The organism is Paenibacillus sp. 01T431, assembly GCF_056398625.1.
Window position 1 is genome coordinate 283,561 of sequence record NZ_JBFTPT010000012.1, and the last position, 26,288, is coordinate 309,848.

At 45.3% G+C, this 26,288-nt stretch carries 15 protein-coding genes; 14 read left to right on the forward strand and 1 reads right to left on the reverse strand.

Features of this window, described 5'->3' with window-relative positions; translation table 11 throughout:
• The first annotated feature begins 522 nt into the window (after positions 1-522).
• From AC1DM9_RS22410 to AC1DM9_RS22440, 7 genes are all read left to right on the forward strand, one after another.
• Positions 523-2,760 (forward strand): helix-turn-helix domain-containing protein, encoded by a 2,238-nt coding sequence (locus AC1DM9_RS22410; protein WP_477551564.1) that lies wholly within the window; start codon positions 523-525, stop codon positions 2,758-2,760.
• A gap of 317 nt (positions 2,761-3,077) precedes the next feature.
• The gene (locus tag AC1DM9_RS22415) at positions 3,078-3,962 is read left to right on the forward strand and encodes an ABC transporter permease (protein WP_477582332.1); all 885 of its coding nucleotides are present in this window, start codon (positions 3,078-3,080) and stop codon (positions 3,960-3,962) included.
• Between the two features lie 21 nt (positions 3,963-3,983).
• A complete protein-coding gene (locus tag AC1DM9_RS22420) occupies positions 3,984-4,883 on the forward strand; it encodes a carbohydrate ABC transporter permease (RefSeq protein WP_441879500.1) in 900 nt (299 codons plus the stop codon).
• 121 nt (positions 4,884-5,004) lie between these two features.
• On the forward strand, positions 5,005-6,714 hold the full coding sequence (locus AC1DM9_RS22425) for an ABC transporter substrate-binding protein (RefSeq protein ID WP_477582295.1): 1,710 nt from the start codon (positions 5,005-5,007) through the stop codon (positions 6,712-6,714).
• Between the two features lie 27 nt (positions 6,715-6,741).
• A complete protein-coding gene (locus AC1DM9_RS22430; protein WP_477582297.1) occupies positions 6,742-8,157 on the forward strand; it encodes an alpha-L-fucosidase in 1,416 nt (471 codons plus the stop codon).
• Between the two features lie 344 nt (positions 8,158-8,501).
• Entirely contained in the window at positions 8,502-9,836 is a 1,335-nt protein-coding gene (locus tag AC1DM9_RS22435) for a multi antimicrobial extrusion protein MatE (RefSeq protein WP_477582299.1), read from the forward strand.
• Positions 9,837-9,888: 52 nt separating this feature from the next.
• On the forward strand, positions 9,889-10,938 hold the full coding sequence (locus AC1DM9_RS22440) for a glycoside hydrolase family protein (RefSeq protein WP_477582301.1): 1,050 nt from the start codon (positions 9,889-9,891) through the stop codon (positions 10,936-10,938).
• Positions 10,939-11,071: 133 nt separating this feature from the next.
• On the opposite strand, the gene AC1DM9_RS22445 is transcribed toward AC1DM9_RS22440, so the two are convergent.
• Positions 11,072-12,025, reverse strand: coding sequence for a hypothetical protein (locus AC1DM9_RS22445; RefSeq protein ID WP_441960055.1), 954 nt, complete (start codon positions 12,023-12,025; stop codon positions 11,072-11,074).
• A 305-nt stretch (positions 12,026-12,330) separates the two neighbouring features.
• On the opposite strand from AC1DM9_RS22445, the gene AC1DM9_RS22450 reads away from it, so the two are divergent.
• Genes AC1DM9_RS22450 through AC1DM9_RS22480 form a run of 7 tightly spaced genes read left to right on the forward strand, consistent with a single transcriptional unit; the run spans position 12,331 to position 26,162 of the window.
• Positions 12,331-14,106 carry a vWA domain-containing protein gene (locus AC1DM9_RS22450; RefSeq protein WP_477582304.1) on the forward strand — a complete coding sequence of 592 codons (1,776 nt, stop codon included), beginning with the start codon at positions 12,331-12,333 and terminating at the stop codon, positions 14,104-14,106.
• 24 nt (positions 14,107-14,130) lie between these two features.
• Positions 14,131-17,520: a tubulin-like doman-containing protein gene (locus AC1DM9_RS22455; protein ID WP_477582306.1), complete on the forward strand. Its 3,390-nt coding sequence runs from the start codon at positions 14,131-14,133 to the stop codon at positions 17,518-17,520.
• A gap of 2 nt (positions 17,521-17,522) precedes the next feature.
• Positions 17,523-19,946, forward strand: a complete 2,424-nt coding sequence (locus tag AC1DM9_RS22460) for a transcription initiation factor TFIID (RefSeq protein WP_477582334.1) — start codon at positions 17,523-17,525, stop codon at positions 19,944-19,946.
• 57 nt (positions 19,947-20,003) lie between these two features.
• Positions 20,004-21,290, forward strand: a complete 1,287-nt coding sequence (locus AC1DM9_RS22465; protein WP_477582307.1) for a vWA domain-containing protein — start codon at positions 20,004-20,006, stop codon at positions 21,288-21,290.
• A 23-nt stretch (positions 21,291-21,313) separates the two neighbouring features.
• Positions 21,314-21,949, forward strand: coding sequence for a beta-mannanase (locus AC1DM9_RS22470; protein WP_076269552.1), 636 nt, complete (start codon positions 21,314-21,316; stop codon positions 21,947-21,949).
• A 14-nt stretch (positions 21,950-21,963) separates the two neighbouring features.
• Positions 21,964-23,223, forward strand: a complete 1,260-nt coding sequence (locus tag AC1DM9_RS22475; RefSeq protein ID WP_339208235.1) for a TRAFAC clade GTPase domain-containing protein — start codon at positions 21,964-21,966, stop codon at positions 23,221-23,223.
• Positions 23,223-26,162, forward strand: coding sequence for a GAP1-N2 domain-containing protein (locus AC1DM9_RS22480; protein ID WP_477582309.1), 2,940 nt, complete (start codon positions 23,223-23,225; stop codon positions 26,160-26,162). Before AC1DM9_RS22475 ends, AC1DM9_RS22480 begins: the two co-directional genes overlap by 1 nt.
• Positions 26,163-26,288 lie beyond the last annotated feature (126 nt).

The window sequence follows — 26,288 nt, forward strand, 5'->3', positions numbered from 1 at the left end:
GTTGCATTTAGTCAAAATAGAGCATTGGCAAATGGGGTATAATCCACCATACTAAATGGAGTGATCGCTCGGGCTTGCCTGCCCGATTGCATAGATGAAATTCTTGTCGCACGAACAATACAATAAGCGTGCACTATATCTAAAGCCGGCTGCGTGCTTTTGGATATGGTGCTTTTTAATCCTATAACCGATTGTAAAGAAAGCAGCGTTAATCGTGTTGGCAAGCGGCTGTTTTGGCGAAAATAATGCAGGAAGTTGAAAACGGTTTATTGATCTTACCAGCGCAACCGCCTAAGATAAATAAAACCAAACTCGCACGGCCTGCACATGAGAAGAAGGCATTGCTCCTGAAGAGGCTGCCATGCCTCGATACGGAAACGGTATCGGGGTTTCTTTGGTTTACATCACCCGGGAAATAATTACAGTGTGCTTTTGCAGAGAATGACTTTGAAACTTCAGGTAAAGAGCGGCTATTCATAAACAAGAAAACGGCGCTAATCATAAGAGAAAAGGTGAGGGCTAATGATGAGCAAATCGTGGTTTAATCGGCTGCTTCTTTCCTATATGCCGATATTTATTATCGTAGTTACCTTCACTTTTTTTGTGTTTTTTCAATTAATTAGTGAGCAGGGTCGAAAAGAAGCTATTAATGCTAACAGCATGTTGTCTTTGCAAGCGATGAGGTTAATCGACACGTCCTTGCGAGCGATAGATAACATGGTGATGAAGGAATCGATTAACAACAAGTCACTTATCGATTTTTTCAACAGCAACGAGAATGGTGACCCTTATATTAACATTAGCGCCGTCATGAAAATGAACGATATGATTTCTTATTATCCACTCATTGATTCTGTCTATCTGGTTCGCTATGATGATCAGGTTGTGTTAAGTAATGCGACGGGCGGACATATCAACACCTATCCAGACAAAGCTTTTATTGAGCAATATCGCAATACGATCTCTCAGAAATGGACGGATAAGCGGACATTTAAGCAATTTACGTTATTGGAGAGCAAGGATGTTGTCAGCCTCGTGAGAGGTGCTCCATTCATGACGGGTGAAAAAGGAATGATCGTTGTCAATGTCGCAACGGATTCTTTGGAGCGTTTAGTTGATGAGCTTTACAATTCGGAAGTCAGCTTCATTCGCATCAAAGACGGAGCGGGCAATGAATTGCTCAATGCGGCAGAACCTGTAGATTCAATGCGCGTTTATGCAAATTATAAATCGAGTTATTCAAATTGGTCTTATATAAGCGGTTTTGTGCAAGGTACGTTTATTCAAACGGTATCGTTGCTCTATAACGTATGGTTTGTAATCGGGCTCCTGATGATCATTGCAGGTCTCGTATGGATGATTTATATATCAAGGCGAAATGCAAAGCCGGTAGAGCAGATTGTGTCACGCTTTAGCGGATATAAATTAGCGCTGGCAGAAAGTGGGAAAAATATCGGATCGGGCAGGATTAACGAGTTTGTCTTTATCGAATCCGCACTTGATAATTTAACAGAGCAGGCAAGGCAATATCAGCAGCAATATAAGGAAGATCTTCATTTACGGACACGTAATCTATTCCATCAGCTTATTGAGGCTGGAGCGGAGCTGACGCTTGGGGAATGGCAGCGCGAAGCGCAGCGGCTGCAGCTTCCCGCGCCTGCGGATCGCCATACGCTTATTGTCATGGAACTGGATAAGTACGGAGAGTTTTGCAGCAGTTATTCGCGAAACGATCAAAATTTGTTGAAATTCGCTCTGCGAAGCATTACTTATGAGCAATCGTCACGCTTCGGATACGCGTGCTGGGCAGAATGGACAGCCTCTTCTCGTCTCAGTGTTATTTTATTTGAGAGCGGGAATGCTCCTGCTGCAATGTTAGTTCAGCTTTGTGACAGCATTCGGGCTTGGATTGAACAAAATATGAAGTTCACGATTAGTATAGGAATCGGTGATCCAGCCTTGCAGCATTCTGAAATCGCAAAGTCGTTTCAACAGGCTTTGGAAGCACTTAATTACAAAATGGTGCTTGGCGAAAATCGTCTTATTACACGCGAGGATATGATGAGTCAAGGCCAAGTTGAAGTATACGCTTATCTTGGGATGATTAGATCTGCTGTTTATGCCTTCCGCAAATCAGAAGCGAGCTGGAGAGCAGAATTAGACGATTTGTTCAGCCAGATGAAGCAAGGCTTGCTCACTAAGGACGAGATTATGAATGTTATTAATTACTTGCTTTATAGTTTGGGACGCGAGCTGTCAGGTCTCGGCAAAGAATTTAATCTTGTATGGGAAAGCGAAGCACTGCCGGTTCTAACGGGGAAATTGGATAACTGCCATTCTCTGGAAAATATGCACGAGGCGATCATCGGTAAAATGACAGAGCTTGAGCATACGCTTGCAGATATGCGTTACAGCGGTCAGCATGCCGGCATTATTCAGGAGATGCGGAGAGTTATTGAAGAGGAATATGTGAATCCGAATATGTCGCTTGAATATTTAAGCGAGAAATATGATATGAATGCCAAATATGTGAGCAAGCTGTTTAAAGAAACAACAGGCCAGAAGTTCATTGATTTCTTAATTGATATTCGGCTGAATGAAGCGAAGCGGCTTTTGAAAGAGACACGGAGGACGGTTCAGGATATTGCGGAAGAGGTTGGCTACACAAGTGCGATTTCGTTTACGAGAGTGTTCAAGAAAGTGGTTGGATGCTCGCCAGGCGAATACCGTTCAGAGACGCTGAAGCAGCAAAATGGCTGAATATACACGGAGTTGAAAATCGTTAAGCGCAAGAATTATGTTAGTTCTTTTATCGAAAAATGGATGCTATAGGGACGGCAGCACCGATAGTATAAGGTGCTGCCGTTTCTTATGGAGAAGCGATGCGAAAAAGGTTAAGCAAGCAATTAATGTATCTTGTTGCATGGTGAGGGTAGCTTATAAAATGATCATATGAAAGCGCAACCAAAAATGAGAATGTTAAAGGAGGCTAGCCCTTGTCCAAACTTAATCATGAATGGCATTCTGTTCCGCAGGCCTTTGCACACCCAGCAAGAAGGTATGGGCCTCTACGCAAAATGGCTCGCCACTGGCAATTGTATTTCGTTATTTTATTGCCGATTGCTTATCTCATTATATTCAAATATGTCCCCATGGCTGGCATCGTGATCGCGTTCAAAGATTACAACGTCATTAAGGGCATCTTTGGAAGCRAGTGGATCGGGCTAAAATATTTCAAGCAGTTTTTCGAATCTCCAAATTTTTGGCTGTATATGAAAAATACGCTTGGGATTAGCTTCTATGGCTTGTTAGTCGGCTTTCCAGCCCCAATCATCCTTGCGCTTGCGCTTAATGAAGTGCGCAATGGACTATTCAAGAAAAGTGTACAGCTGGTTTCTTACGCACCTTACTTTATATCAACGGTCATTATGGTATCGATCTTAATTGTCAACTTGACCCCAAACGTAGGGATTGTCAGCAAATTGTTCCAAATGCTTGGCGTGGAAAACACAAACTTTATGGGTATTCCTTCATTATTCAAATCCATCTATGTCTGGTCGGATGTATGGCAGCATACCGGTTACGGGGCCATTATCTATATTGCGGCATTAGCTGGCGTCAATCCTGAGCTGTATGAAGCGGCAAGGGTTGATGGGGCATCCAGAATTCAAAAAATTATTAATGTCGATATCCCTAGTTTGATTCCCGTATCCGTCATTCTTCTTATTCTTAATCTAGGCAATCTGATGAAGCTCGGTTTTGAGAAAATTTATTTGATGCAAAATCCGCTTAACCTAGCGACCTCAGAAGTCATTTCTACTTATGTGTATAAAGTGGGCTTGCTGGGTTCGAGCTTCAGCTTCTCAGCAGCAATCGGAGTTTTCAACTCCGTTATTAATTTAACATTGCTGATTGTCGTCAACTATATCGCTAGAAAAATTTCAAATAATAGTCTGTGGTAATTGAGGCAGAAGGGAGACTTTATGAAAAAAACCGTTACCATTCGAGAATCAAACGGAGATCGTTTATTCATGGCATTCATTTATGCTTTTCTGACTGTGGTTCTATTAGTGGTGCTTCTGCCGCTTCTCTATATTTTAAGCTCTTCCTTTAGTTCGCCGCAGGCTGTCGTTTCCGGCAAGGTATGGCTGTTCCCGGTCCATTTCACGCTCGATGGCTACAAGGCGGTATTCAACAATCCGCAGATCGGCACTGGATTTATGAATTCATTGTTCTATACAGTAGTCGGAACGATCATTAATGTTATTCTGACGGTCATGCTTGCTTATCCGTTAGCGAGGAAAACGTTTTATGGAAGAAATTTTTTCATGGTTCTTCTTGTTATCACGATGATGTTTGAGGGCGGGCTGATTCCGTATTATTTGGTCGTCAAACAACTGCATCTGCTGGATACAAGATGGGCTATGATTTTGCCGGGAGCTCTTGCCGTTTTCCAGGTCATCATAGCACGAACCTTCTTCCAGACCAGTATTCCTGAGGAGCTGTCCGAGGCGGCGGACCTCGATGGCTGCAGCGACATTCGGTTTATTTTCAGCATCGTACTCCCGCTCTCGAAACCAATCTTGGCCGTTATGATGCTGATGTATGCAGTAGGACATTGGAATGCATATTTCGATGCACTCATATTTCTGAGATCCCAGGAATTGTTTCCCCTGCAAATCGTATTGCGTAATATTCTAATTCTAAATACGGTGGATGCGTCGATGATTTCCAATGCGAATCAGATGCTTGCTCAGCAGGGACTAAAGGATTTATTGAAATATTCATTGATTGTTGTTGCTAGCGGACCCGTACTCATCATCTATCCTTTTGTTCAGAAATATTTTGTGAAAGGCGTCATGATTGGTTCCTTGAAGGGATGAGTAGGAGGATTTCTTTTGGAGGGGGGATGGGTTGCCTTTGGGGCCGAGGCAATCATTCAGTTACAAACGTTACAGCATGCTGCTAGGAGTGACTAGGATATAACAAGGAGGAGTCGGTTTTATGAGAAAAAGGTGGAAAAAATCTAGTGCAATCTTAATGTGTGTCGTACTTAGCTGTGTTGTTATTCTAGCTGCTTGCAGTAAGGATACGGGGAAATCCGGCAATGGCAAAACAGAGGAAACAGGGCAAAAAGAAACAAATGCTGTGCAAGAGGATCTTTTTACAGCTGTAGGTACGTATCCCATTGTGAATAAGCAGATGACGCTTAAGATGTTTGCTCCTCAGCTTCCTACGATCGAGAACATGGAGACGAATACGTACACGAAGTTTTTGGAAGAAAAAACGAACATTAAGATTGCATGGGATCTCGTTCCAAGCAATGCGCTTGAGGACCGCAAACAGCTGATGCTCGCGAGCGGTGATTATCCGGAAGTCATTTTGCAAGCTAATCTGACAAGAGAAGAGCAAATGAAGTATGGGAAGCAAGGCGTATTCCTTCCTTTGAATGAATTGATCGATAAGTACGCTCCTAATATAAAAAAAGCTCTAGCAGATATTCCATATATGAAGTCTTCTATTACAGCTCCAGATGGAAACATCTATGCGCTGCCGCAAATCAATGAATGCTACCACTGCGATAATGCTTTGAAGCTTTGGATCAACAAGGCTTGGCTTGATAAGCTTGGACTCCAGCTGCCTACAACAACGGAGGAGTTCTATCAGGTCATGAAGGCATTTAAGGAACAAGATCCGAACGGAAACGGGAAGAAGGATGAGCTTCCGCTTACAGGGTCCGATGAAATGTGGGCTGGCAACGTGTCCGCTTTCTTGATGAATGCGTTTATAGTAGATGATTATACCGAAAAAAATGCTGGTACCTTCTTATCAGTTAAAGATAGCAAAGTCGACTTTGTAGCTAACAAGGATGAATGGAAGCAAGGGCTTGAATACTTGAACAAGCTGTACAAGGAAGGGTTGATCGACCCGGCAGCCTTCACGCAAAATGCGGATGCGATTCAACAGCTGGCGAACCGCGAGCCGGATAACATTATGGGAGCTGTGACAACCGCGCTGATAAGCTATGGCTATAATATGTCGGAAACACAGCCTAGGCACAAGGATTATGTGACGCTGCCTCCGCTGAAAGGACCAAGTGGCGTACAGCAAACGCTTAACTTCGCGGGCATTAGCAAATCGCAATTTGCGATTACGAATAAGGCGACCGCAGATCAACAGATCGCTGCGATCAGACTAGCCGATTATTTGTTCACGGAGGAAGCGATTGTGCTGCAAGAGAATGGCCCTGAAGGGCAAGGCTGGCGCAAGGCAGAGGACGGCGAATTAGATATTGATGGCAAGCAGGCAAAGTATGCTTATATTCAACGGGAGAGCAAGCAAACGCATAATGATGGCTGGGAGCAAATTGGCCCTTCACTTCGTACCTATGCATACCGTTCCTCTTGGATGGCCATTCAGGACCCGCTAGCAGATGGTGGATATGGAACACGTTTGAATACGGAATCGAAAAAATATGAGTCATTTCATTCCAAAGAAATGTATCCAAACGGCGTATTCATTGCGCAAGATGATGCGGAAATCGCTGCTCAGCTCAAAACAACGATTATTGATTATACAAAATCCAATATGGCACAGTTTATTACGGGCTCCAAAGACATCAGCAAGGAATGGGATGCTTATGTAAAAGGCTTTGACGGCTTGCAGCTTGGCAAATACATTGAAATTTATCAAAATGCATTGGGCAATTCTTAATAACCGAATGGAGGAGGCTTTGCAGCGATGAGCGAACTATCCACTGATAACGTGCTAGAAGAAACAGAAGAGCAAGAGCTTCATGAAGGTGTGCATAATTTTAGCAGCGAGCGTGATTGGATACGGCCTGATAATCCAGTTACGCTTGAGCGATTGGAATGGTTTAAGGATCAGAAGCTCGCACTTATGATGCACTGGGGACCTTATTCCCAGCTAGGAGTTGTAGAGTCTTGGGCGCTAAGCGACGAGGATCAGGATTGGTCGCGTGAAGGCATTGACTGGGAGAAGGATGGCGAAGCATTCAAGCAGCAATATTTTGATTTAAATAAGACGTTTAACCCGATTCGCTTTCAGCCAGACGTATGGGCAGATCTAGCGGAGGAGGGAGGTTTCAAATACCTCATTTTTACGACGAAGCATCATGACGGATATTGCATGTGGGACACAAAAACGACGGATTATCGCATCACTGATGAACAGACACCGTTTCATACGCATAAATATGCCGATATTTGCCGTCATGTATTTGATGCATTCCGCGCGAAAGGGTTGTCTATCGCCGCCTATTTCTCGAAAGCAGATTGGTATACGCCTTATTACTGGGCACCGGATATGGAACGCAGCCTTACCAATACGCGGCGTGGGCCTACTTACGACCCGCAGGAGCATCCAGAGCTGTGGAACAAGTTTGTCGCGTTTACCCACGAACAGATTACGGAATTACTGACGCAGTATGGCCGAATAGATGTGCTATGGCTTGATGCCGGCTGGGTAAAGCCGCTTCGGAGCGGTCAGGACATTCGCCTTGGCGAGATTGTGGAGAAGGCAAGGGAGCAGCAGCCATGGCTGCTCTCGGCAGATCGCACGGTAGGCGGACCGTATGAAAACTATGTTACCCCTGAGCAGACCATTCCGACTGAGGCGATGAATATCCCTTGGGAGAGCTGCATTACGATGGGGACGTCCTTCTCTTTCCGATATGAAGATAAATATAAACCGACGCGCCAAATCGTGAAGATTTTGCTTGAGGTTGTAGCTAAGGGCGGCAATCTCGCGTTAAATGTAGCTCCGCAGCCTGATGGCAGGCTTCCCGAAGGAGCTATCCAGCGCATGAAGGAACTGGGCGCTTGGCTGAAGGTGAACGGTGAAGCGATTTATGGTACTCGCATTTGCGCGCCTTACTATACAGGCAGTCAAGCTTTTACGCAAAAAGGAGATTATGTTTATTGTGCCAACCACTATCCATCAGATGATACTCTAGTATCAGAGACGGTCTTTATTCCTTATGAAGGCTTGCTGGAGTCGATTGAGCTGCTCGGAATGGAAGGAAAGCTGAACTGGACACATGAGAACGAAGGGATTTCCGTGCAGCTGCCTGAAGTTGCCGTGAAGGGACCTGCACCAATTGCGCATGTGTTTCGGATGTTGAGGAAAATAACTTGAGGTCGTCTGCTATAGCATAGGAATAGATTGTTCAAGATATTAAGCTTAAGCATGTTGCACTCAGCAACATGCTTTTCTCTTGTGGAAAAGGATAAAAGAAATATATTTATCGTATATGAAAACAACAAATGAATCCTTTCAACCAAAAAAGAAGGTGAATCGGGAAGAAATACCAGTTATACTTAAAAAGTGCGTTTCACATGAATCAAACATGATTCGATGACGATAACGGAATCTGCTCTTGAGACGTTTGAAAGTTCAAATACGTTCGGCGGCCGCTTCTCGGTATATTTTCCGGGAGGAGGACGCCTACACTTTTTTTGATATGGCAAGGAGAAGCAGCTATGAACCTATCATTATCAGAGCCACAGAAGCAAGCAGTAAGCATGAAAAAGCTTTGGTCTTTTTTTCTCCCGTTAGGCATTTCGGCAAGCTTAGTTACGATTTCACATGTCATTATCAACAGTACCTTAAGCCGAGCGGCTAACCCTGAGAGCATCATTGCCAGCTATGCCATTGCGATGAGCTTGCTTGCTATTACAGAGAGGCCAGCCGTGCTGCTGCGGCAAACCTGCTCCACACTCGTTCGCGACAAACGCTCGTTTAAATCGACGCTTACCGTGGCACAGCTTGTGTTTGCCAGCATTATGCTATTAGGTTTTATAATCAGCTATACCCCGGTTGGAACGCTTATTTTCAAGGGAGTGTTCGGGGTAAGTGAAGACAATGTCCATGATGTTATTCGTGTGTATAAGGTACTGATGTTCGTAAGCTTGTTCTCTGGCATTCGTTGTCTCTACCATGGTGTCATTATTTACAATCTGCGGACGAAATGGTTAACCATTGGCATGGCGATTAGACTGGCAGGAATGTATGCGCTTTCGCTTTATTTTATACATACAGGCGTTACCAGCGGGGTTGTTGGAGCAATTATTTTCTTATTCGGCATGATGATCGAAGCAGCTGTCAGCTATTCAGAAGGACGTTTACTGGTGCGCAAAATGCCCGAAAAGCTGGACAATCACCCTGTTGAAAACAAGCATCATGTATTTTCTTTTTATCGGCCCTTACTGTTTTCCTCGTTTATATCCGTATGGATCGGACCGGCAATTAATGCGATGCTGGGGAAAACATGGGATGCGCAGCTAGCCATTGCATCGTTTGCGATTGCGGCTAGTCTAGTTATGCTTCTCAGCAGCTTTTTCAGTTATTTTCATCAAATTGTGATTAACTTTTATCGTGTCGATCCTTTAGCTGTCCGAAAGTTTATTTTAATGCTAGGTTTTATTCCTGCTATATTAATGGGATTGATAGCATATACACCCGCAGGTGTATTTTTACTAGAGCATGTGATCGGCGTTCATGGAAGGCTGCAGGCTGAGAGCATACGAGTGCTGCAAGCCTTTGTGTTGTTCGCGCTCGTTATGCCTTGGCTCGATGTCATGAATGGACTCGTGTTTGTGAGAGGGCAAACGAAGCTGATCTTTGGTTCTCAAATTGCCAATCTCAGCTTTACCTTCATCACACTTCTAATCGGCATTGGGCTTGCTCCAGAATGGAACGGGACAATAGGGGCATGGGCACAATCGATCGGCATGACGGCAGAGCTCCTCTTCGTCGCACTGGCGCTGAAATTTGTTAAACAGCCTGATCCTGTGCCAATGGGTAAACGTGGATAGATTCACCCTGCAATATTCGAAATCGACTCATTAATCGACGAGGAGAATGATCATGGGAAATCGCATATATGAAAAGCTATTGCCGGCACCGAAGAACGGTGGATTTAAAATGGATGGCTATTATATTTGGTGCGGCTCAGTTGTGCAAGGCGAGGATGGAAAATATCATATGTTTGCTTCAAGGTGGCCTAAGGAATATGGCTTCGCTGCGCAGTGGCTGTTCAACTGCGAGATTGTTAGAGCAGTTAGCGAAACGCCTGAGGGGCCATATACGTTTGCCGAAGTTATATTTGAGCGAAGAGAGCGTAGTTATTTTGACGCTTTGAATCAACATAATCCGTCGGTGAAATATTGGAACGGAACGTACTATCTTTACTATTTTGGAACGACTTATGGAGGGCCTATCCCAGCTGTGGGAGAGAAAATAAGTCAAGAAAGAGATGTCGAGGTTTGGAATCGAAAAAGAATTGGGTTAGCCACTTCGAAATCAATATTTGGACCGTGGGAGCGTCCAGATGCCCCTTTGTTAGAGCCAAGAGCGCCTGGGCATTGGGATTGTACGATTACAACCAATCCATCAGCAGCAATATTACCGGATGGAACGACGTATATGATTTATAAGTCGAGAGAGTATGCGGGCTCTACCTTGCAATTAGGCGTTGTCCGTGCTCCTCGCCCTGAAGGTCCGTATACCCGTTTGCAGGAGGAACCGATTTTTCAGTTTGGCAATCCAGACTTCCACGTCGAAGATCCGTTTCTGTGGTGGGAGGATGGGGAATTTCATATTTTAATTAAAGATGATTTTAAAAACGATTCGGGCGGTGTCACTGGCGATTGGGGAGCGGGCATCTATGCTACAAGCACCGATTGCTTGCACTGGGATATTTCAAATGATCCTAAGGCGTATACAAGAGATGTCCTGTGGGATGATGGCACGAGGACGGTTCAAGCGAACATCGAGCGTCCTAATTTGTTGTTCCATGATGGCAAGCCAACCCATTTATTTCTGGCAACCGGAAACGGGACTCAGCCTTGGGATTTTGAAGGGAACACTTGGAGTATGGTTATTCCTTTAAAGAAAACAGTGTCAGAGCATAGCTGAGAACAAGCTTTGATTTTTGCCTAAAGACTCTAATCATTCATTCACATAAAAAAGGCAAACGATCACTTTTGTTAAAGTGACTGTTTGCCTTTATTCATTATTTCTCTAATTTGCTCATTTAGTTTTGATCTGCCTACAGGTCTGTTTCCTTGCTCGTACGCTTGAAATCCTCGTCCCATTTGTAACGTTCATTATAGATTTCCATTACTTCTTGATATAAAGGGCTGGCGCCTGCGTGCGGACTGCTTTGAAGCATTTGATAAAGCCGCAAGAAACGGTCTTTAGGAAGCTTTCGTGCATAGCGCATCAGCAAATAGGGATAGAGTGTGATGTATCGCTTCATCCTAACTGCCGCACCGGCAACACCAACGAGAATACTCTCGCCATGCTCCATTTTCAAAATCTGCGCCTCATGAAGCAAAACATAACGAAATGTATTTTCTTTCAGCAAATCTCTTCTGATTTTGGCAAGCTCGCCAATATATTCAACGAGATCGGGATTAAAATGATCCATTAACAAGGGGTCCAGCATCAGATCCATATCCTTGCGCAAAACAAAGGATTGAAGCAGCAAAATTTGCTCCAGTCGAAGCTGGTCGGTATGGACGAGCGCGCCAATTTCACGCAGCATTTCAAACGCAAGCGGTTTATCGCCGCTATGGAACACTTGAATAGCTGTTTCTCGGTCATTTACTAGACCTGCAGAGAGGGTATATGCCTCTTTTTGAAATATTTTTTGCAGCTGCAGGAGCAAAAGTGCAGGGGTCGACCGCTTCTGCAACGTCCATAATAGAGCGACTAGCAGCATTCCTCCAGCAACAATCAAAGTGGAATGCATTGCTGATTCACTCATTGCAAATCCGACAATGATAATAAACAATGCAAAAAACCGCTCTTTCCACATCTTAAGCTTCAGCTTATAGGCTGCCTGAGCTTCAACATTTTTCAGGGCAAATTTGCCGCATACGGGGCACTGCGCATCACCTAGTACTGTAAAGTGGTTGCATCTTCGGCAAATTTTAAGTTTATTATAAGGATAGCGTGTTTTAATATAAGGGTTAAGTAGTACCGGCAGCTTCTTCATCATTCGCGATCACGCTGCCCGCTGCTTTTTAGTATGGAAAGGACAAGCTTGCTCAGCTGTTCTGGAGAAGGCGCCCGTCTCCGCTGTGCACGATAGCTCATTGCTTTGATGATGACAAAAAGAAACAATAGTCCAAGACAAACGTAGGTAACCATATCCTATTCCTTTCTTACAATAAAAGTGATTTAACAAAATCTATCAGGTATACTTATTTTGTAGTATATCATCATACTGGTAGCAGTGACTAACAGTGACTATTGGACTAGCGAAGAAGAACCGTTTGTCCCATTACAAAGGAGTACAGCAAAATGAATAGATTAAAACGTTTATCATGTCAGCTAATTATGGTTTCTGCTATTTTGCTGCTGCCGTTCAGCAGCTTACAAACCGCGCATGCAGCGCAAGGCGACTCGCAAATTGATGCAGTACTTGTGCTGGATGTCAGTAATTCAATGAGCACAAGCGATCCAGGGAAAATTGGAAATGAAGCCATGAAGATGTTCATTGATATGTTGCCGACACAAGGCGACCGTGTTGGCATTGTGGCTTATACCGATGAAATTCAACGCGAGAAGGCGCTGCTGGAAATCCAGTCTGCTTCGGATAAAGAGAAGCTGAAGAGCTTCATCGATCAGTTAAACCGCGGAGCCTATACCGATGTTTCTGTCGGAGTTAAGGAAGCGGTACAGATTTTGGAAGATGGTGCCGACCAAGATCACGAGCCGATGATTATTTTGCTAGCTGACGGCAATAACGATTTTAATAAGGCATCCGGCAGAACGCAGGCGCAGTCCGACGCGGACATGGACAAGGCGCTTAAAGAAGCGAATGATAAAGGCGTTCCGATTTATACGATTGGCCTAAATGCTAATGGAAAACTAAATGAATCTGCGCTTGCTAAGCTATCGGAAATAACCGGCGGGAAATCATTCGCGACCGATTCGGCTGACGATTTGCCGCGTATTTTGAGTGAAATTTTTGCCAGCCATCTTGAGCTGAACGTCGTACCGGTTGATTCTTTGACGGCAAACGGCAGCTATCAGGATGTGAAAATTTCAGTTCCCAACTCGAATGTACTAGAAGCAAATATTTCGATTATGTCGAGCAAGCCGGTTGAGGCGAAGCTCGTAGATCCATCTGGCAACGCTATTCCTATTCCTTCGGATGGCGTCTTGCTATCGAGCTCGAAGAGCTATTCCTTGCTGAAGCTGTTAAAGCCGTCGGAAGGTGACTGGACGCTTCAAATCAAAGGTGTGAATCGCGATAAAATCGACATTAATCTTATTTTCAACTATGACTTAAGTCTTGCTATGGATCCACTAGCCAAAGCGGCCTATTCCAAGGGCGACAAGGTGACGTTCAATTCTTATCTCGTAAGCGGCGGAAAAAAACTGGAAGACACCTCCCAGTACAGCAACATGAGCGCGGTTTTACTCGTTAAAGACTTAGACACGGGCAAAACAGAGGAAATACCAATGGAGAATGCGGGCGACCATTTTGCAGGCTCCTACAAAATACCTGAGAAGCATGACTATGAGATTATAGTGAAGGCCAAAGAGAAAAGCTTTTTCCGAGAGACCGATGCGGTTAAGATTTCGGCAAAGGCGGGGACAACAGGGCAGACGCCAAAGCCGGAGGCAGATAAAGAAGAGAAGCCGTTCCCGGTTGTACCTGTTGTAATTGGCGTTATAGGTCTAGCGGCATTGCTTGCAGCAGCTTACTTTATATTAAGAGTGCTGAAACAAGCGAACCGTGGGTTTGTTGGCCAACTCGTCATTGAAATTCGAGATGAGAATACAGGTGACAAAACGTCGCCGCAGTACAAGAAGCTGACAGCCTTCAAAGGCAAATTGCAGCTTCACCAGCTGTTGCAGCTAGCGCCTGAGCTGAAGGAAACCGACAAGGTCATTTTCAAGCCGGGAAGCAATGATCGTATCGTTCTGCAAAATGGTTCCTCCTGCACAATTGAGAAATCGGGACGAGCAGTGGATGCGACGCGTGCATTGGAAATGAAAAGCGGAGACCGGATTACGGTTTCATTGAAACAAATAGACAAAACGATATTCATTGAATATCTCGTATAAATAGAGCCCTGGAGGTAATGAAAAATGAAACCGATCGTAAGAGAACACATACAGCAGCTTGACGTTTCGCTTGGCGGAGGTATTGTCAGCGAGAAAATTCGGGTAGACACCATAGATAATCCCATTCTGATCATTGGACTTGGCGGTACCGGTATTGATGCGCTTCTGCGCCTAAAATACCAGATCAATCGCCGCTTTAAGCTTCCTGAGGATCCCGTTTCCAAAAGAAAACGCGAGAAGCCTGATAATGTGGAATTTCTTGCTTTTGAAACGAATGAACAGGATCGCAATAAAAAGTATAAAGGGATCGGTCTTGATCCTATTAATGAATTTGTGCTGCTATCAAATGCAGAGGTTGGAGGACTGCTGCAAAATCGCAGCATTTTGGAGCCGTACATCACGGACTGGCTGTCGCCAGAGCTAAGTATAACTGATGGCATGAATGGTGCAGCTGGCGTTCGTCAAGCAGGTCGGCTTCTGCTGTTTACGAAGATCAATCAAGTGGTGCAGAGCATCGACAAAAAAATTAAGACGTTATCCGTCGGGACGAACAAAAAGCTGATGGTGTTTCTGCTAACCGGCTTGTCTGGCGGAACAGGAAGCGGCTGCTTCCTCGATATCTCTTATATCGTTCGAGGAATTATAGAGCGTGATCACGGATCAGCCGGCATTGACCGCGTTAATACGCTTGGTTATTTGTTTACGCCGGATATTAACCTTGCAAGCAAAAGCTTGAGTGACCATACACGTGAGTACATTAAGAAAAATGGCTATGCTGCACTGAAGGAACTGGACTATTGGATGAATGTGGACAGCCGTGGTGAACGGTTTACGCAGCAATATGGCAATATACTAAACGTTAATTCGCCGCTCCCACCGTTTAATTTATGCCATCTCATCTCGGCTACAAACGCTGAGGGCAAGCTGCTTGAAAATGCTTATGATTATTGCATGAATGTAACGGCAGAGAATATTACGAACTTTATTTCCAGCGAGGAAAAACAATCCGGCGAGGAATTCGCTATTCATGATTATATTAGCAACATTCGGACCAATATTGCTCAAATGAACAAAATGTACCCGGCTAACTACGATTACAACATTATCGGAGCTTCTTCGGCGGTACTGCCGATCGAGGAAATGACGACTTATTTGGCCTACCGGCTTTTCAACAAAATGGACAAGATGTTTGAAAAGGCGCCGAGTCAGGACGATGTAGAGAAATTTGCCCGCAAGCTTGGCATTGATCTCGAAACGATGATGAAAACCTTTGACTCACGAGTGCCTGAGCCGCTGCCAGGCTTCGAGAACAGCGAGCGACTCAGCTACAATAACGTGGTGAAAATGCAAGCCGTGAATATGGATACGGAGCTGGAGCAAAACTTTTTGGCTCGTGCGCGCGAGGAATATATTAAGGCCAAAAAACAGCTGCCAGGCGAAATTGTTGGACAATTTACCGATCAAATTCGTCGTACATTTCTACATCCAGAGCAAGGGCCATTTTATGTATCCCGTCTCCTGCATACTGAGAAAGGCTTCTGCTTGCTGAAGATGCTGCTCTCTTATATTGAGACGCTTCGTGAGGGGCTGTCACGTCTTCCTAAAGAGATCGAAGCAGCTAGAGAGCAAGCCAATGAGCGTATGGGCGATGCGAAGAGCGCGTTCGTATCCAAGGATAAGAAGAAAAACAACTATATCGAAGCAAAAATAAATGAGTACTGGCTGCTTGCTGACGTTGAGAGAATGGAGCAACTGATTGAATTTTATGAGGATCTCCACCAGCTGCTGAACAACGAGAATAACCGCATTTATAACGTATTTACTGAAATTTTGAATGTGCTTAATTCGATTTTTGCCAAAAATGGTGAAATCCTGACAAGCGGCGAGGAACAAGCGGATCATAAAGGAAACAAAACTTATTATTGGAATATCGTAGGCGTTCCAGACATCTCCGACGTTATCAGCCGTTTAATGGATAAGAAGGACGGCGATGATCTGATCCGCGACTTTACGCAGGAGCTTCTAGACCATTCGAATCTTTGGGTAAAAGAGCAGGAAATTGATATCGTCAGCTCGATTTCAGAGTTTTTAACGAATAAATTCGGCGATCTAATTACGAAATCAATGGAAGAATTCCTAGTTATGAAATACGGGAACGATGAATCGATTGAGAAGTTTGTTGAGCGTCATATTGCGAGCAAGCTTGATGAGGAAGCTGTGCCTGTATTCCATCTCAGCAACAGCTCAGGCAATTTGCATGTCCCTTCATGGGGGTTTGTGTCCGTGCCTGTGCAGGCGCCGAGCATTTTGAGAGGGATTCGGAATTATCAAAATAACTCGATAGGCAAATCTCACTTTACGATAAAGGAAAGTGAAGTGAAAAACCGGATTTTCTGGCTGAATACGAGAAATGGTGTACCTTTGTTTGTTTATACGCCGCTGAAGGTCTATGAAGAAAGCTATGAACGCACGATTCTCGATAAGGAAGGCATTGGCCGTCATTTGGTGCAGACTGACCGTGTCAATTGGACCTATTTGCCTTCGCCGATTCCAGAGAAATCATGGGGCGATACGTACGTCAACCCACGTGTGAGAAGCTATAATGCAAGGGTTCGCGCTGAGTTTGTCAAAGCCGAGAGCTTCCGTATTATTGAAGAGAAGGGCATAGACAATAACACGAGCAGCCGTTATTCCGTTCGCTTCACGAAGCCGTTCCAGTTATCGGATGCGTTAAAACCGTTCAATATGCAGCTTGATGGCGCGAAGCCGAATTTAGGTGAAGTTAAGCGAGCAGTAAATGAGCTGAAGCGCCTTTTATCCGAGGGGCTGGAGCTTGAATCGACAAAAGATATTTTCGGCAGCTTTACAGAGGAGCTTGCACAAGAAAATCTCATTCGTTCGCCGGAGCAGCTAAGACGGGTTCGTGAGGAATTGGCGAAGTATGAATCCATCTCTGTAAAATTAGTCGAGCTTGAGCAGCTGCTTATGCAGCACCAAGATGATGAGAAATTGCTGGATCAGTTTATCGAGGCGCTGTACACAGAGACTATTTGCAAGAAAGGTGCCCTGTATGTTTATGATCGCGAGCCAGAGGAAGAAGCATGGCCGCCTTTCGCTAATTTAATGAAAAGCAGCAGCTATGTTGAGTTTGAGGTGTTTGAGAGCTTCCGACAGCTGGAGGAGAAAAACCGCAGCGTGCTAAGACGCAAAGCGGAGCGCAGAGTCACGGAGCTGACTGCAACGGAGGATACTTCAAAGCTGTTAGCCAAGCTGGAGGAGCTGTTCGGCACATTCCTTGATGCACGCGAGCGTCTCGAATACGAGAAGGTTGAGCTGGCAAATGGAGAGGAAATGCACCGGTTCTACCGGGAAATGTCTACTAAACTTAACGAAATTCGTAGAAAGTTGAAATAATGATGAGAGAATTGTTGGATCTATATGCAAGCGACTATTCGGCTGCTGAGCAGAAGCTTAGCGGCCTTGAGGATGATCAAAGCAGCATTCACTATCCAACCGTATTTCTATACATCGGAGATGAGGCAGGACATGCGATTGAACCTATGATTCAATCCAATGAACTGAAATGGGACAACAATGCCGGCGTTATTTATTTCCATGTCTCGTCGAGTGAAGCAAATGCTGCCTCTGGAAGTGCAGGTTATAAAGCATCGTCATACCATGGGGCAAATCGTAATCGATCTGTCCCGAAGGTGACGAGGGTAGCGCTTACGGATGTTGTAGATGGCAAAACGGATAATCGCACCAAACGCAAAGATATAGGCACCGCATTCCATAAGGAAGGGCATCATCTAGCGGATCTCAACCGGGCGCTGCGTCAGGTTAGCGATACAATTGCTGATTACGGCCGATTGTACGCATCTTTCGATCGCCTTCATCTTGCTGTCATTACAAGGGTTGATGATCCATTAAACGTGCTTGTTCCAGAAATATCGCTGCTTGCTCAATCGATTTTTTTGCAGCTGTTCAAATCCGTTCAAATGGATTTGTACGCTTTAATTAATGAACGTGAGCAATCAGAGACGTTTGGTTTGGCAAGCGCAGCGGGTATCAGCTTCCTGCGCGAGCTGGATGGAATGCAGCGGCCAGATTATTCTTTTTCGGCGAGGCTTCAGGTGACGGGTGATGGATTATCAATTCCGGTCACCCACAAGGCATCCCCATTATTTGATCTTGTTTATGTATTATCTGATCGCAATGAGCGGGGAATTACAACGCTTAACGGGATGCAGGATAACTATGAAATCATTTGCAATATTCTGCTGTTGAAAAACAGGAGGAGAAAGGAAACACAGGTACAATCGAGTGACGTAAGCTACAACAACTCTTCTTTCAAAAACAGTCTCATGACGGAATCTGGAAGACAGGGGTTCGTGTCAGCGGGCTTGTCCAAGGTGAAACGACCGAATCATTCGATTGCGTTAACCGTCCTCTATCATTTCTTTAAACAAATAAAAGAACGGCTGGAAATTGCTGACCTGCAGGGCAGCAAGGAAAAGCTGTCCTTCTTTGGGCTGGATGCAGCTGCGATGGACACTAGAATGCTCGATCTCGTACCAAGCGAGGACAGTCTCATCGATATGTCGGGTCTTCTAACGAACAACATTCGTTATGATCAACTGCGGCGCATGTCGCTGCGCGAGGCAGAGGAAGCCTTGTTCGGAGATGGCTGCACCATCTTCTTCCGTAAGCATTTCACTAGTTCAGCTGAGGTGAACTTAGGTTATGTGAAGGCCTCAGATGAGCTGCGAGCCACTGTAAACCGTAATATGAAAGATCAGCCATTGTTTAGCTTTTTCCAGGTTGCCAAATGGACAGACGAGAAAAACGAGACAGACAGCGTCATGACAGCTGTTCGCGCTCGAATGCGCGATTTGGTCAGAGAGATTGATATCGCTCAGGATGAGCTGGGTCGAATCCGCGAACAACGTGTGGATGATTTGAAATTTCAGCGTCTTCCATTTATGGACAAGCAAAATGTTCGATCCTTTATACGCGCTTTTTTTGATGCGGTGTACCGGCTGGAATGGCAGCTTTTACGACTTGAGACTGAGCTTGCTTTGTACCGTAAATTTGCTGCTGAGCTGGAGCGTCTTCATGAGAAATACCGAATTCGCGTAGAACAGATGGCGCTGCTAGAGGAAACGCTGAATGCGGCGGCTCAGCACAGTATCCGTTCAGCGGATGATTATATCGGGCAGAACATCTTCGAGTATTATGAGCGAGTCACTGCATCTGTCATGAAGGATATTGAAGAGAAACGCGGCGCATCCATATTTTTTGAGGAACGATTTCTCGGCAATATGACGGAGCTCCTGCAGCAGGGAGATTCCGCGTTTCTGGAGCGATTAATGGAGATTTGCCGAAAGTACATTTTGACAGCAGAGCCTTTTGCACAGACTTTCGAGGAGGAGCTGCTGCTGCGTGCCAATGTATCCGTTGCATACAGCAATCGTAAAGCTTTATCGAGGGACGAGCTGTTTCACCGATTATACCGGACACTGGAAGAGCATGCGGTCGTTCATATTCGTCTTCTCGACTATACACATGAGCATCGGTATGAGGAAAAGTATTTGTTCGGAGATCGCGAGAGTGAATTTATCCGATATGCACTTGGCGTTGACGAATCTTCACGCATTTACAAGCTGGGGTGTGTACATGAGAAGCGCAGCAGCGGTGTAGAAAAGTTGAATATTATGGGCGGCTTTCATTTAGAAGATTTGATGTATTATCGAAACGGCAAAGTGTATTATGAGACCTATTTGCAAAATGGGTACGAATTTCACACGCTTGATCCTGCTCTACTGCCTGATCTTCGCTGACCGATATACATCAACAATTGCTGCGGTCCACTAGCAAGTAGAAAGGGTGCTGTTATTATGCAACGAAAAATAAATGGGCTTCTCTTATTGTTCAGCTTGATAGGAGGCGCAGTAGGATTTGTCATCGGGGAAATCATACTGGGGGCGCTGTCGGAAATCTGGCCGCGCTTTGCCGTCGTTGGGCTTTACTTTGGCGTTCTTGCTTTATGCATTGGACTGGCCTGCCTGATTGCTGAAATGATATCGCCTCGTTTGAACGGAACTTCGTGGCGTCAGCGTTATACCGGATTATCGTGGCAGCTGCTCGTACCAGCAACGCTAGTTCTGCTGTTTGCAGTCGGCGGATTGCTGCAATTTATTTACGGCGCACATTTTGGCGGTGCGAAGCAGGTAAAGGATATTGTGCTTGTCATCGATAATTCAGGAAGCATGCTGGAGACCGATCCTGATAACGAGCGTTATTCGGCTGCGAAGCAATTGATTCAAAACATGGAAAGCGATAAGCGTGTGGCGGTGGTTGCATTTCACAATACCGCACAATTGATACAGCCCTTTGTTAAAGTAAGCACACAGGAAGAGAAAGATAAAGTAAATGCCGCAATTGACTCACTTGAGCCGACGGACGGCGGTACAAACTTTAGTCTTGCGCTTGGCGAAGCAATGAAGACGATTAAGGATAAGGAAAAGGCTGGGCGCGGGACAATGGTCATTCTATTGTCGGACGGTTTCAGCGAATCCGATATCAATAAGCAAATTGCACAATTCCAAGAGCAGCAAATTGTCATTAATACGGTAGGCCTTAGCGTTGCAGATTCCAAGGGCTCTGCCTTGCTGCAGCAAATAGCTGATTCCACCAATGGAAGCTATTACGATGTATCGGAAGCGAACGGGCTGGCGCTCGTATTCCAAAATATTTACAATACAATCGATAATCGGACGCTCTTAACCGAAAGAACGGGATCGCTTGCGGACAGCACGTTGTATACACTGCTTCGTATTTTATCCTTAGCCATTATCGGTGCAGCTTTAGGGATGTCGCTCGGATTGTTTTTCGACAATCGGTTTTTGGCATTAAGCTTTGGGGCGGGCGGTATTGTAGGCGGTTTGCTGGCTGGCTTCATTTTGGACTCCGGCTTGTCCGGGGATATGCTCTCTGACGGTATATCACGTCTATTCGCTGTTCTTGTACTGGCAGCCATTATTAGCATTTTCACACTTGTTGTTCCGATAAGGGATAATAACAGTACAAACCGTTATGATGGCGGCAGAAAAAACAGCAATAGAGATCAGTCCACAAAGGCGTTAGGCGAACGGACGAAGGACAGCCGCAGTCATGGATTTTAAACGATGCGGGAGGCGGATATAAAATGCGGTTTATCGATGCAGAGGATGGTTCTCCGATCATCAGCGGTTTAACTCGCGTGTTGGAGGAGGACCGCTGCACGCTGCGCTGGATTTGGCCGGGCGGTATAGAAGCGGTTTACATTGGGAAAACACCGGCTGAGCAGGCGGCGGAAAGCCCCGTGGATATAGGAACTGTCAAGTTGTACACGAAGGCAGAATATAAAGCGAATAATGGCTATCATAGCCGATTAGAGGGCATCGGACGTTTTGTCTTTACGGTATATGCCGCACTGGAAGGGAGCGGCGGTCCGCAGCTCATCCTTCAGCCTAATCACGAGAACAGCATCGAAATAAGTGCTGGCCGAGCTAAAATTCATTATTCGATTACAAATAAGAGCGGTTTGTTCAGAAAGTTCAAAACGATTCAAATTCAAGTTTCAACAGAGGTACCGATTGGGAAAGACGTACTTTGTTATGTGAAAAAGCAGGGCAGCTATCCCGCGAATAAAGAAGATGGCATGCTGTATCCGTTCGTTGCGCCTTTCGCAGCTGGAAAAACCGTTTTGCCTGCCATTGAGGTTGGCAAACAGGATTTTATACGATTGTTTTTCACTGATGGCCGAACGTCTGGACAGATGTACGAATTGATTTCAGTATAAAGGAGGAAGATCGCATGGGTATTTTCGATCTTTTCAAGAAAAAGCCGGAAGCAAAGCAAAGGCCTTTGTTTTATGATATTGTTTGCCCCTATTGTTTTAGTAAATTTACACCGGATGAGGTTGTGTTCCGCGCTTCACATTCCCGTGAGGATGATGAGGATTATGCGCTTGGAGAAGATGATGAGCTGAATAAGTATCGTGAGCGTTTTGGCCTTGATTCTGTACACGATATGGAAGCGGTGCTCTATCCAAACGACGTGCCTGAAGAGCATCGGATTTACTCAGACCATGTATTGATTGGAATAAATGACCGCTATGGCGAGCTGACACGCAGAAGACTTTGTCCAAAATGCCACAACGAAATTCCAGTAACAGCAGGCAAGGTGCCGAGCAATATTATTTCAATCATTGGCGCTTCACAAGTAGGCAAGTCGGTGTATATGACCGCGTTGATACATACGCTGCAGAACACGACAGCGGACCATTTTAATGCAGCCTGCATGCCGCTTAACGCTGAAATTAGCCGGAAATTCCGAACCTATTACGAGGAGCCGCTGTTTGAGCGCGGCGATCTGCTAGCGTCTACCCAAAAGGAAAAGATGCAGGAGCCTTTTATTTTTCAATTTGTTTTTAAAGATGAATCGAAGCCACCGCTTACTCTCGTATTTTTTGATGTCGCTGGCGAGGGTATGGTAGAGCAGGATTATCTTGGTTTGCATGGTCAGCATATCAAAAATTCAGCAGGCATTTTGCTGATGGTAGATCCGCTTCAAATTCGCTCCATTCGCGAGAAAATTAGAATGAATCTGGGCGATAAGCCCGGTGAATGGGTTTCCCAATACGACGAGCCGCGCGACGTTGTTCTGACGATGTTTGGCGACTTTATTGCTTATCAGGAAAACAACAAAACGGATATTCCGACTGCCGTCGTTTTAACGAAGAGCGATATGCTTCATTCGCTAAAGGATGAAGATGGAGAATATATTAAATCGAACAGCAATATTTTCAACAACATGGTGCATCGCAATTATTTCAACCTGACCGAGTTTGAAAATATTGATGGAGAAATCCGCCGTTTCATCGAGAAGGTCGATCGTCCCTTTAAAGGTACGATGGATGTTTATTTTAAGGATACGGCTTATTATGCGGTTTCCGCACTCGGCAGCAATCCCGTCGATCAGAAGCTGCAAACCGTCGTCAGTCCCATTCGGGTAGACGAGCCCTTCATTTGGCTGCTTTATAAGCTGAACTTCATTGAGGGGAGAAGAGAATAGTGCGCGATTCTACGCCCAGCAGGATGATTCAGCAGCAGATGTATGCACGGGAAAGACGCGGCATTTTCAGATCCACGGAAGGTTATGACACGATCGCCAAATCAAGCGGTTTGGAAGCATCATTTGTAAAAAAAGTGCTTCATCCGTTTTGTGTTTATGATGCCCCGACTGAGCTGGCTACCCGCGGTGAGAAGGACGGATCCGCGTATCCAGAGACGATGCACTTGCTTTATTTGGATAATGGCGATGTGCTGCTTGGCAGAAGTGTTTATCAGGCAGCCGACTTCACGGGTCTGCGCAGCGCTTTTTTTACACATAACTTTATTATTCCAAGCGGTCATAGCAGCAAGCCTGCAAGTGATTATATGAACTGGCTGCAAGCCGCTTTCGCAGATCAATATAATATTGACAGCGGTACGGAAATAGCAGAGCTGCTAGAGCTTCCGATTCAGAGTGCAGCAGCGATTAAGCCGTCTGCTCGTTCCATCCTTTCGTTGCTGAACATTTCAGAAAAATCGTTTAAACAGCTGCTCTATGCGGTAATGGCAGCAGTCGGGGGTAAGAAAAAGATCTATGTTTCGCTTGATGTTCCAATCAAACAGCTGCCAGACAAGGCAAAACAGCTGCTTGGTGTGCTATATGCGAGTTTACCCTACGCCTTCCGCAAGCAGCTTGGTTTCATTACCTATGCGAAAGAGCCGGTAAGCCGCAAATCGGTTCATCTTACGTTCGTAGAGCAAGGAAGCCTCCGCAATGGGGATCGCAGCATCGAGAAGGATTTTACGTTTGATTTCGGCAACGACCGAATGATGAATGTTGATCTGGACAGTATAGATCAGCCTTTTTTGGATTTTGCATGGGATAACTTGGATCGTCCTGACCGTACGGATAGCTTCTTTCAATTCGCTGAGCTGATGCTGGCAGATATGGGGGAGGAGCGCGAACTCGCAGCAGCCAGTTATCATGAGCTATGCGTCGTTTACCAAATCGAGGAAGGCAACGAAAAGTTATATGAATCGCATAAAAGCGCGGTAATGCGGAGCTTGATGGATTATTTGCAGCCATCCGGCGCATTGGATGCCAAGATGCGCTTGAATGATTTATTTCTGTCTCGATTTGATTATGAGTTTGACCGTGCTAGGCAAGGAGTAGTGCCGGAAACCTTCATTGTAGATGTGTTTACACAATACTATCAAATTGAAGGTAAACATATCGAAAATAAGCTGGTTTCCTTTTTCCTTTTAGCATTGTTAAATGCAAGAAAGCAGAGTGAGCAAGACGCAGCGGCTTCCTTCTATGCGGCAGTTGAAAGCAATCCTGACTTTAGTATAGCTTTTTTCACAAGAGTCTTAGTAGATGCGAAGCTAAGTGCAAACTTATTTATTCCATTCCTTGAGCAAAAGCTTAAAGCAGCTGCAGGAGCCAAAAGTGTTCTACAGCTCATTGAGCAGTGGGGCAATGCTCATCCTAAGCTGTACGGTGATGAAGACTTTTTTGTGCTGGTCCGTCAGCAGCTCATCGAGAAGCTGAAACGGGAGCGCCACTCGCTGCCAGCGACGAGCAAAGCGCTTGAACAATTGCGCAGCTTAGCAAGTGAAGGCAAGTTTGGCGTGCGAAAACAGCTGCCGTCTCATGATGCGGTAGAGTTTTATACGGAGCTCGAGCTTGCGGCTTATCGAGCAATGTTAATTGAACTTGATATGGAAAGATTGACGAAGGATCAGCTCATGCTGGGCGAGTTTCTCAAATCGAAGGATCAGCTGAAAAAATGGAATGGACAGCTGAGCGATCCGAGGCAGAAATCAGCAGCGCTTGAGCTGCAGGCGCTTTACGAATGCTTCGCATTCCCGGAGCCAACGGTAGATTTATTCGAAAATCTATCCCCAGCAGAGATCGACCGGGTGCAGCTCGTTGGTCGCCGATTGCTTGCCAATCAGCTGGAGTTAGCTGAGTTTCCCCGTCTCGTGCTATTGTTTCTTCGCAGCTCGGATATGGAATCAGTGGATTATGCCACGCTCCTCAACTATTTGCAGCAAAACGCGTCTCAAAAAGATACGGTATATCTGTTTTTCCGATGGGCAGAAAAACATCCTAGTTTCATGCGCTCGAGAGGTTTTGTCCCTGCCTATGTAACTGCAGTAGTCAGCTATTTCACAAAACATGACCGGGATGCATTTAAGAAACGAGCCAATTGGAAGCAGCATTTTGACAAAGCAGGCCCTATTCTTAAAGGTGTATATAAACAGGCGGAGCGCGAGCTATCCTCACCGCTGACTAAATTTTTTCGCAGGAATCGTAAATCGACGTTTATAACATCGTTATCGGCTATAGGTATTGTACTAATCGTAGCCGGCATTATGTTTGCCTTCGGCGGCAAGGATGATGTGAAGCCTGGTGGTGCTGTTTTGCCTGAAACGACTCCTGAACCGAGCATAACCCAGCCGGATACAATCGTATACGTGGAGCAAAATGCTGCATCAGAGGGCAAGAAGGCTGCGACCACCCTCGTCTTCGCATTTAAGGAAGCAGCAGCTTGCGGACTGTTTAAGCCTAGCTCATTGACGGTAGAAACGCCGGGTGCTGAAGCAGTTTCGTACACGACACTAGAAGTTACTTCTGATTGCAAATCGGATACTGGGAGTAGCAGCACTGACGGAAATCAAGTTGAAAGCTCATCACAGCCGACGGAAACAACGGATTCGACTGCCAAAGAATCCGATAAGCCGACGCCAACGCCAACACCGGCTGAAACTGATTCACTGCCGACAGCTACCGATTCTCAGACGGAGCAACCGAGCAATACTGCAATAAATGAAGCAGACTATACGAACCGGGTTGTAGTTAACCTCGGTAAGCAGGTTGATATACCGGAGAAAAGCATTATCACAGTCGGTGAATCGAAGTATGAGATTTCCGTGCTGCGTGTTGTTGCGCCATAACCAAAGCAACGTATTTATAAGAATAGGAAGGGTTGTTCCGTTAGTAGTTTTACTACTGCTGGGACGACCCCTTTTTTCTTTTTAGCTAATCGGCTATTAAAATGATGAAATTGATTAATGTCATAA

Excerpts from the sequence above, each read along its gene's own strand:
- AC1DM9_RS22450 (WP_477582304.1), top strand. The coding sequence starts at position 12,331 with ATGAATAGATTAAAACGTTTATCATGTCAGCTAATTATGGTTTCTGCT.
- AC1DM9_RS22430 (WP_477582297.1), top strand. The coding sequence starts at position 6,742 with ATGAGCGAACTATCCACTGATAACGTGCTAGAAGAAACAGAAGAGCAA.
- AC1DM9_RS22460 (WP_477582334.1), top strand. The coding sequence starts at position 17,523 with ATGAGAGAATTGTTGGATCTATATGCAAGCGACTATTCGGCTGCTGAG.
- AC1DM9_RS22475 (WP_339208235.1), top strand. The coding sequence starts at position 21,964 with ATGGGTATTTTCGATCTTTTCAAGAAAAAGCCGGAAGCAAAGCAAAGG.
- AC1DM9_RS22435 (WP_477582299.1), top strand. The coding sequence starts at position 8,502 with ATGAACCTATCATTATCAGAGCCACAGAAGCAAGCAGTAAGCATGAAA.
- AC1DM9_RS22455 (WP_477582306.1), top strand. The coding sequence starts at position 14,131 with ATGAAACCGATCGTAAGAGAACACATACAGCAGCTTGACGTTTCGCTT.
- AC1DM9_RS22470 (WP_076269552.1), top strand. The coding sequence starts at position 21,314 with ATGCGGTTTATCGATGCAGAGGATGGTTCTCCGATCATCAGCGGTTTA.
- AC1DM9_RS22410 (WP_477551564.1), top strand. The coding sequence starts at position 523 with ATGATGAGCAAATCGTGGTTTAATCGGCTGCTTCTTTCCTATATGCCG.
- AC1DM9_RS22445 (WP_441960055.1), bottom strand. The coding sequence starts at position 12,025 with ATGATGAAGAAGCTGCCGGTACTACTTAACCCTTATATTAAAACACGC.
- AC1DM9_RS22425 (WP_477582295.1), top strand. The coding sequence starts at position 5,005 with ATGAGAAAAAGGTGGAAAAAATCTAGTGCAATCTTAATGTGTGTCGTA.
- AC1DM9_RS22420 (WP_441879500.1), top strand. The coding sequence starts at position 3,984 with ATGAAAAAAACCGTTACCATTCGAGAATCAAACGGAGATCGTTTATTC.
- AC1DM9_RS22440 (WP_477582301.1), top strand. The coding sequence starts at position 9,889 with ATGGGAAATCGCATATATGAAAAGCTATTGCCGGCACCGAAGAACGGT.
- AC1DM9_RS22465 (WP_477582307.1), top strand. The coding sequence starts at position 20,004 with ATGCAACGAAAAATAAATGGGCTTCTCTTATTGTTCAGCTTGATAGGA.